Below are 7,103 nucleotides of genomic sequence, written 5' to 3'. Positions count from 1 at the left end.
GCACCGGGCGCAGCCCCGGCCGCTTTTCAGGGGCGCGGGGCACTGCGCGACCAGCCACGACGAACCCGCGGCCGCCGGCGAACCCCGCACCCCCGCGACGGTCACGCGTCGGCGAACCTCTCCCCCCGCTCCGCCTTCTCCACCAGCAGCGCCGGCGGCGTGAAGCGCGCGCCGTAGCGGTCGGCCAGTTCCCTCGCCCGGGCCACGAAGCCCGGCAGGCCGCCCTCGTAGCCGTTGATGTACTGCAGGACACCCCCGGTCCAGCCGGGGAAGCCGATGCCGAAGATCGAGCCGATGTTGGCGTCGGCGACGGACGTGAGGACGCCCTCCTCCAGGAGGCGGACGGTGTCCAGGGCCTCCGAGAACAGCATGCGTTCCTGCATGTCCTCGAAGGGGATCCGGTGGTCGGGCCGGGTGAAGTGCTCACGCAGGCCCGGCCAGAGCTTGGTGCGGCGGCCGTCGGGACCGTAGTCGTAGAAGCCGGCGCCGCCGCTGCGCCCGGTGCGGCCGAACTCGTCGACCATGCGGTCGATGACCGCCTCGGCGGGGTGCTCCTCCCAGGTGCCGCCCGCCTCCTCGACGGCCCGCCGGGTCTCCGCGCGGATCTTGCGGGGCAGGGTCAGGGTCAGCTCGTCCATCAGGGAGAGGACCTTCGCGGGGTAGCCCGCCTGGGCCGCCGCCTGCTCGACCGACGCGGGCTCGATGCCCTCGCCGACCATCGCGACGCCCTCGTTGATGAAGTGGCCGATGACGCGGGAGGTGAAGAAGCCACGGGAGTCGTTGACGACGATCGGGGTCTTCTTGATCTGCCGGACCAGGTCGAAGGCGCGGGCGAGGGCGTCGTCGCCGGTCCGCTCGCCCTTGATGATCTCGACGAGCGGCATCTTGTCGACGGGTGAGAAGAAGTGCAGGCCGATGAAGTCGGACTGGCGCTCCACACCTTCGGCGAGGGTGGTGATGGGGAGGGTGGAGGTGTTGGAGCAGAGCAGCGCGTCGGGGGCGACGACGCTCTCGATCTCCTGGAACACCTTGTGCTTGAGGGCGGTGTCCTCGAAGACGGCCTCGATGACCGCGTCGCAGCCGGCCAGGTCGGCCGGGTCGGCGGTGGGGGTGATCCGGGCGAGCAGGGCGTCGGCCTTCTCCTGCGTCGTACGGCCCTTGGCGACGGCCTTCGCGCAGAGCTTCTCCGAGTAGCTCTTGCCCTGCGCGGCTGCTTCCGCGGACACGTCCTTCAGGACGACGTCGATGCCGGCGCGGGCGCAGGAGTAGGCGATGCCGGCGCCCATCATCCCGGCGCCGAGGACGGCCACCTTGCGGACCTGGCGCGGTTCGACGCCCTTGGGGCGGTTGGCGCCGGAGTTGACGGCCTGGAGGTCGAAGAAGAACGCCTGGATCATGTTCTTCGAGGTCTGGCCGGCGGCCAGCTCCACGAAGTAGCGGGCCTCGATGACCTGGGCGGTCTCGAAGTCGACCTGGGCGCCCTCGACGGCGGCGGCGAGGATGTTCCGCGGGGCCGGGTAGGGGGCGCCGGCCGTCTGCTTGCGCAGGGTGGCGGGGAAGGCGGGCAGGTTCGCCGCGAACTTGGGGTTCGAGGGCGTGCCTCCGGGGATGCGGTAGCCCGGCTTGTCCCAGGGCTGCTGGGACTCGGGGTTGGCGTCGATGAAGGCGCGGGCCTTGGCCATCAGCTCGTCGTGGGTGGCGGCCACCTCGTGGACGAGGCCGTTCTGCAGGGCGCGCTGCGGGCTGTACTGGGTGCCCTGGAGCAGGACCTTCAGGAGCGCGTCGGCGATGCCGAGGAGCCGTACCGTGCGGACGACGCCGCCGCCTCCGGGGAGCAGGCCGAGGGTGACCTCGGGGCAGCCGATCTTGGAGCCGGGGGCGTCGAGGGCTACGCGGTGGTGGCAGGCGAGGGCCAGTTCGAAGCCGCCGCCGAGGGCGGCGCCGTTGATCGCGGCGACGACGGGCTTGCCGAGGGTCTCGATGCGGCGCAGATGGCGCTTGATCTCCAGGCCGCCGTCGAACAGCTGCTGCGCGGTGTCGGGGGTGACCCGGATGAGGTCGCGCAGATCGCCGCCGGCGAAGAAGGTCTTCTTGGCGGAGGTGATGATGACGCCGCGGACGGAGTCCTTCTCGGCCTCCAGCCGGTCGGTGATCACGGCGAGGGAGTCGCGGAACGCCTGGTTCATGGTGTTCGCGGACTGGTGGGGGTCGTCGAGGAGGAGGGTGACGAGGCCCGAGCGGTCCTGTTCCCAGCGGATGGTGGTGCTCTCGGTCATGAGGGGGCTCTCCGTAGAAGTCTTGTGGTTCCGCCGGGTGTCAGACGCGTTCGACGATCGTCGCGATGCCCATGCCGCCGCCCACGCACAGCGTGGCCAGCCCGTACCGCTTGTCCTGGCGCTCCAGCTCGTCGACGAGGGTGCCGAGGATCATCGCGCCGGTGGCGCCCAGCGGGTGGCCGAGGGCGATGGCGCCGCCGTTGACGTTGACCTTGTCCAGGGAGATGCCCATGTCCTTCACGAAGCGCAGGACGACGGCGGCGAACGCCTCGTTGATCTCGACGAGGTCGATGTCGTCGATGGTCAGTCCGGCCCGGGCGAGGGCCTTGCGGGTGGCGGGCGCGGGCCCGGTGAGCATGATGGTGGGCTCGGAGCCGGAGACGGCGGCGGAGACGATCCGCGCGCGCGGGCGCAGGCCGTAGCGGTCGCCGATCTCACGGGAGCCGATGGCGACGAGCGCCGCGCCGTCGACGATGCCGGAGGAGTTGCCCGCGTGGTGGACGTGGTCGATCTCCTCGACCCAGTGGTACTTCTGCAGGGCCACCGCGTCGAAGCCGCCCAGCTCGCCGATGTCGGCGAACGACGGCTTCAGCTTGGCGAGCGAGTCGGCGGTGGTGCCCGGCCGCAGGTGCTCGTCGTGGTCGAGGACGACGAGGCCCGCACGGTCCTTGACGGGGACGACGGAGGCGTCGAACCGGCCGTCCTTCCAGGCCGCGGCGGCCCGCTCCTGGGACAGGGCGGCGTACTCGTCGACGTCCCGGCGGGAGAAGCCCTCGATGGTGGCGATGAGGTCGGCGCCGATGCCCTGCGGCACGAAGTTGACGGCCAGGTTGGTCATCGGGTCGTTGAACCAGGCGCCGCCGTCCGAGGCCATCGGCACCCGCGACATCGACTCGACACCGCCGGCCAGCACCAGGTCCTCCCAGCCGGAACGGACCTTGGCGGCGGCCATGTTGACGGCCTCCAGACCTGAGGCACAGAAGCGGTTCTCCTGGACGCCGGCCACCGTGTCGGGCAGTCCGGCGGCGACCGCGGCGATACGGGCGATGTCGGAGCCCTGGTCGCCGACGGGGCCCACCACGCCGAGCACGATGTCGTCGACGGCGGCCGGGTCGAGGCCGGGGTACCGGCGCCGGACCTCGTGGATCAGCCCGACGACCAGGTCGATGGGCTTGGTGCCGTGCAGGGCGCCGTTCGCCTTGCCGCGTCCGCGTGGGGTGCGGATCGCGTCGTACACGTACGCTTCGGTGCTCACGGGTCTGGCCTTTCGGGTGGCGGTGGAGAGCCGGGTGGTCGGGGGCGCGGTGGCCGGGCGTCAGACGCCGGCCTCACCGTTCGGGACGGGTTCCCCGAGAGAAACGTCCGTGGCGGCGGCCGGGGAACGGGCGTCGAGGAGGCCGGGTATGCCCCAGTCGCGGGCGACGTCCGTCGTGTCGGCGCCCGGCTGGGCGGGGCCGCCGCGGACCGAGGTGTGGGTGGCGGAGAAACGGGGTGCGGGGGCGGGCTGGGTGATGCCGCCGAAGTCGGTGAAGGTGCCGCGGGCCGCGAGATGCGGGTGGTCCGGGGCCTCGCGCAGCGACAGCACGGGCGCCACGCAGGCGTCGGAGCCCTCGAAGACGGCCGTCCACTCGTCGCGCGTACGGGTCCTGAAGCGGGCCTCGACCGTCTCGCGCAGGGCGCCCCAGGCGGCGACGTCCTTGCGGGCCGGGGCCCGGTCCTTGATCCCGAGGAGGTCGACGAACTCCTCGTAGAACTGCTGTTCAAGGGCGCCCACGGCCATGTACCGGCCGTCGGCGGTCTCGTAGGTGCCGTAGAAGGGGCAGCCGCCGTCGAGGAGGTTGGCGGCGCGGCGGTCCTGCCAGCCGCCGGCGGCGAGCATGCCGTGGATCATCGCGGAGAGGTGCGCGGTGCCGTCGACGATGGCCGCGTCCACGACCTGGCCGACGCCGGTGGCGCGGGCGTGGTGCAGGGCGGCGAGGACACCGACGACGAGGTAGAGCGAGCCGCCCGCGTAGTCGCCGAGGAGGTTCGCGGGGGCGACGGGCGGGGTGTCCGGGGTGCCGATCATGCCGAGGGTGCCGGTCAGGGCGATGTAGGCGATGTCGTGGCCGGCGCGCTGGGCGAGGGGGCCCTGCTGGCCCCAGCCGGTCATCCGGCCGTAGACGAGGGCCGGGTTGCGGGCGTGGCAGCTCTCGGGGCCGACGCCGAGGCGCTCGGCGACTCCGGGGCGGTAGCCCTCGATCAGGATGTCGGCCCGTTCGGCGAGGGCGAGGACGGTGTCCGGGCCGTCGCCGGACTTGAGGTCGACGATCACGGACCGCTTGTTGCGGTTGGTGATGTCGTACAGGGGGTTGACGGCGAGGCCGGCGCCGCCGGGCCGGTCGACGCGGACCACGTCGGCGCCGAGGTCGCCGAGGAGCATGGCGGCGAACGGTCCGGGGCCGATGCCCGCGAGTTCGACCGCGCGCACACCGGCGAGCGGGCCGTGCCCGGGCGTCTTCGCTACTGCCATCGAGAGCCCCCAGCTCTGTGACACCGATGATGTAACACCAGTGATGTTAAGAACGTGTTCCACCGCGCACAAGGCCCCAGGTGAGCGAACGCTTAGCCATTGTGCCCAAGGTCGTGCCGGATGTCCCGGCGCGCGCCGGCCAGGCTCAGCGGGTCTCCAGCTCCGCTATCAGGCGCTTGGGGGCGATCACGCGGTAGCTCTCCTCGACCCAGTCGCAGAGCAGCTCCGCGCTCGGGGCACCCGGCTCCTCCAGCGGGACGCGCACCCAGCCGGCCTTGCCGAGGCCGTATCCGGCGGGCTCGGCTCCCGGACAGGTCAGGGCGTGGGCGTGGGTCTCCTCGTCCTTGAGCTTCACGGTGACACCCAGCGGATAGCTGCCGTCGTCCACACCGAGGAACACGAACACCTTCATGTTGACCTTGGCGACGCTCTCGCCCCACGGGAACTCCTCGGCGGCGCCGGGCATCCCGAGGGCGAACTCGCGTACCTTCTCCCATTTTTTCAGGGCGTTCCTGGGAACGGCCACGGCCACCTCCGGATCCCGCGCGTTCGGCTGCTCGTCCCTCACGCTAGCCTCACCCACCGACAACGGCGCGGGGGCGAGGGCTGAGGGGTTCCATGAGCACGCACAGCAGGGCGGATCGGGCGTACGACATCGTGCTCTTCGGGGCGACGGGGTTCGTCGGCGAGCTCACCGCGGAGTATCTGGCCGAGCACGCGCCCGAGGGGCTGCGCTGGGCGCTGGCCGGGCGCAGCGCCGAGAAGCTGGCGGCTCTGCGGGAGCGGCTCCCCGGCGGTGAGGGGATCGGTGTGCTCCGGGCGGACGTGTCCGATCCGGCGTCCCTGCGTGAACTCGCCCGGCAGGCGCGCGTGGTGGCCACGACGGTCGGCCCGTACATCACGTACGGCGAGGAACTGGTGGCCGCCTGCGCCGACGAGGGCACCGACTATCTGGACCTCACCGGTGAGCCCGAGTTCGTGGACCTGATGTTCGTCCGGCACGACGCACGCGCGCGTGAGACGGGCGCGCGGATCGTGCACGCGGCGGGCTTCGACTCGATCCCGCACGACCTGGGGGCGTACTTCACGGTGCGGCAGCTCCCGGAGGACGTGCCGATCACCGTCGACGGCTTCGTGCGGGCGTCGGGGATGTTCTCGGGCGGTACCTTCAACTCCGCGCTGACGGGTTTCTCGCGGGCCCGGCAGACGGCGGCCGCCGCGCGGGACCGCAGGCGGCACGAGCCTCGGACGGTGGGGCGGCGGGCGTACGCGCCGGTGAGCGCGCCCCGCTTCGCCAAGGAGGTCGGTGCGTGGGCCCTGCCGCTGCCGACCATCGACGCGCAGGTGGTGCAGCGTTCGGCGCGGGCTTTGCAGCGCTACGGGCCGGACTTCCGCTACCGCCACTACGCGGCCGTCAAGACGTTGCCGTTCGCGGTGGGCGGGGTAGCGTTCGTGGGCGCGGTCGTCGCCGCCGCGCAAGTGCCGCCCGCCCGGCGCTGGTTGGGCAACCTGCACAAGCCGGGTGAGGGGCCGAGCGCCGAGACGCGGGCCAAGAGCTGGTTCTCGGTGCGGTTCGTGGGCGAGGGCGGCGGCCGGCGGGTCTTCACGGAGGTCGCGGGCGGTGACCCGGGCTACGGCGAGACCGCGAAGATGTTCGCCGAGTCGGCGCTCTGCCTCGCCTTCGACGAGCTTCCCCCCACCGCGGGCCAGGTCACGACGGCGGTGGCGATGGGCGACGCGCTGATCGAACGGCTGCGCGCGGCGGGCATCACGTTCCGGGTGGCCGCCTCCCGGTGACACGGGCTCCGGGCGCCGTGAGGCGGCCGGGGGCCCACCGCCCCCGCCGCGCTCGCGCTGCTAGGGGGTGTTTAGAAAGTCCTGTGCGGTGCCCGCGGTGTCCGGTGCGTGCTCTCGGCGTGCCGGACGAAAGCCCTCGTACTGGACGTACTTGGGGTTTCGACCGGTGCGGCGAGTGGGGGTACCCCCTGCTCGAAGAGCCTGGGGGAGCGTGCCGGGTGCCGTGGGTGCTGTGCGGGACTTTCGAAACACCCCCTAAAGCGTGTTGCAGAAGGCGATGATTTTGCAGGTCAAAGCCCGGCCACGGCTGTTCTGATCACGAGGCGAGGGCGAGATTGTGCATGTGGGCGACGGCCTGGACCGCGTGGTGGAGGCCGTCGCCGGGCTGTCGGCAGTCACGGAGGATCTTGTAGTTCTTGAGCCGGCCGATCGCATGCTCGACCCGCGCACGGACCCGGCGATGTTCCGCATTGTCGGCTTCCTCACCGGCCAACAGGGCCCGGCCGGGTCGTTTACGG

The 7,103-nt window shown here is 72.0% G+C and carries 6 protein-coding genes; 1 reads left to right on the top strand and 5 read right to left on the bottom strand.

The genetic code is table 11. The features are described 5' to 3' along the window. Window positions 1–101: 101 nt before the first annotated feature. The 4 genes from AOK23_RS16250 to AOK23_RS16235 form a co-directional block, all read right to left on the bottom strand. Window positions 102–2,276 (bottom strand): 3-hydroxyacyl-CoA dehydrogenase NAD-binding domain-containing protein, encoded by a 2,175-nt coding sequence (locus tag AOK23_RS16250; protein WP_055713427.1) that lies wholly within the window; start codon window positions 2,274–2,276, stop codon window positions 102–104. A 40-nt stretch (window positions 2,277–2,316) separates the two neighbouring features. Further along, window positions 2,317–3,531, bottom strand: coding sequence for an acetyl-CoA C-acetyltransferase (locus AOK23_RS16245; RefSeq protein WP_055713426.1), 1,215 nt, complete (start codon window positions 3,529–3,531; stop codon window positions 2,317–2,319). A 60-nt stretch (window positions 3,532–3,591) separates the two neighbouring features. Continuing rightward, window positions 3,592–4,788, bottom strand: a complete 1,197-nt coding sequence (locus AOK23_RS16240) for a CaiB/BaiF CoA transferase family protein (RefSeq protein ID WP_055713425.1) — start codon at window positions 4,786–4,788, stop codon at window positions 3,592–3,594. A 145-nt stretch (window positions 4,789–4,933) separates the two neighbouring features. Then, window positions 4,934–5,314, bottom strand: a complete 381-nt coding sequence (locus AOK23_RS16235) for an MmcQ/YjbR family DNA-binding protein (protein WP_055713428.1) — start codon at window positions 5,312–5,314, stop codon at window positions 4,934–4,936. A 92-nt stretch (window positions 5,315–5,406) separates the two neighbouring features. Between AOK23_RS16235 and AOK23_RS16230 the strand changes: the two genes are divergently transcribed. Next, on the top strand, window positions 5,407–6,585 hold the full coding sequence (locus AOK23_RS16230; RefSeq protein WP_055713424.1) for a saccharopine dehydrogenase family protein: 1,179 nt from the start codon (window positions 5,407–5,409) through the stop codon (window positions 6,583–6,585). Between the two features lie 316 nt (window positions 6,586–6,901). On the opposite strand, the gene AOK23_RS44990 is transcribed toward AOK23_RS16230, so the two are convergent. Then, a partial coding sequence (locus AOK23_RS44990; RefSeq protein ID WP_276205738.1) for a transposase family protein occupies window positions 6,902–7,103 on the bottom strand: 202 nt, incomplete at its 5' end.

It is taken from the genome of Streptomyces torulosus (assembly GCF_001419765.1).
GTDB classification, from domain to species: Bacteria; Actinomycetota; Actinomycetes; order Streptomycetales; family Streptomycetaceae; genus Streptomyces; species Streptomyces torulosus.
This window is presented reverse-complemented; position numbering and strand designations above follow the sequence as displayed.

Bases quoted from the DNA above. Each gene is read 5' to 3' on its own strand.
- AOK23_RS16250 (WP_055713427.1), bottom strand. From the start codon at position 2,276: ATGACCGAGAGCACCACCATCCGCTGGGAACAGGACCGCTCGGGCCTC.
- AOK23_RS16240 (WP_055713425.1), bottom strand. From the start codon at position 4,788: ATGGCAGTAGCGAAGACGCCCGGGCACGGCCCGCTCGCCGGTGTGCGC.
- AOK23_RS16230 (WP_055713424.1), top strand. From the start codon at position 5,407: ATGAGCACGCACAGCAGGGCGGATCGGGCGTACGACATCGTGCTCTTC.